The organism is Mycobacterium sp. UM_Kg1, from assembly GCF_000972925.1.
Taxonomy (GTDB): domain Bacteria; phylum Actinomycetota; class Actinomycetes; order Mycobacteriales; family Mycobacteriaceae; genus Mycobacterium; species Mycobacterium hiberniae.
This window is the reverse complement of the sequence record NZ_JRMK01000342.1, coordinates 1-541: the sequence shown is the minus strand read 5'-3', so window position 1 is coordinate 541 and position 541 is coordinate 1. Positions and strand designations below refer to the sequence as shown.

Below are 541 nucleotides of genomic sequence, written 5' to 3'. Positions count from 1 at the left end.
CGGCGGGGGCCGTTGATGGTGGTGCTGGTGGCCGGGGTGCTGATGGTGGTGCCGGTGATCGGGGTGGTCATGGTGGTGCCGGGGGTAATGGGGGTGTGGCCGGTTCGGGTGCCCGTGCTGGGGTGGCCGGTGTTGGTGGCGTTGGTGGTGCTGCCGGTGATGGTGGTTCTGGCGGCGATGGTGGTGCTGGTGGCGCGGGCGGGGATGGTTTCGCCGCGGTGGAGGCCGGTGCTGCCGGTGGTCATGGTGGTGCTGGTGGCGCTGGTGGTGATGGCGGCGCTGGGGGCGCGGCCGGTAACCGGGGTGCTGGTGGTGTCGGTGGTGATGGTGTCCGGGCTGCTGATGGTGCGGCCGGGGGGGAGGGGTTGCAGGGCCGTGGGGGTGTGGGCGGTGACGCCGGTGATGGTGCCGATGGTGCCGATGGCGCGGCGGGTCGTGATGGGCTGAGTGCGGGCAACGCTTCTCTTGATGGTGAGGCCGGGCAGGCCGGTGGTGCCGGGGGTAACGCCGGTGTCGGTGGTGCCGGGGGTGCGGGCCGTGA

General features: G+C 72.6%; 1 protein-coding gene. It reads left to right on the top strand.

Annotated features, from left to right (window positions below; all coding sequences use genetic code 11):
* On the top strand, nt 1-447 hold a 447-nt coding region (locus LI92_RS24075; protein ID WP_204368908.1), incomplete at its 5' end, for a hypothetical protein.
* Nucleotides 448-541 lie beyond the last annotated feature (94 nt).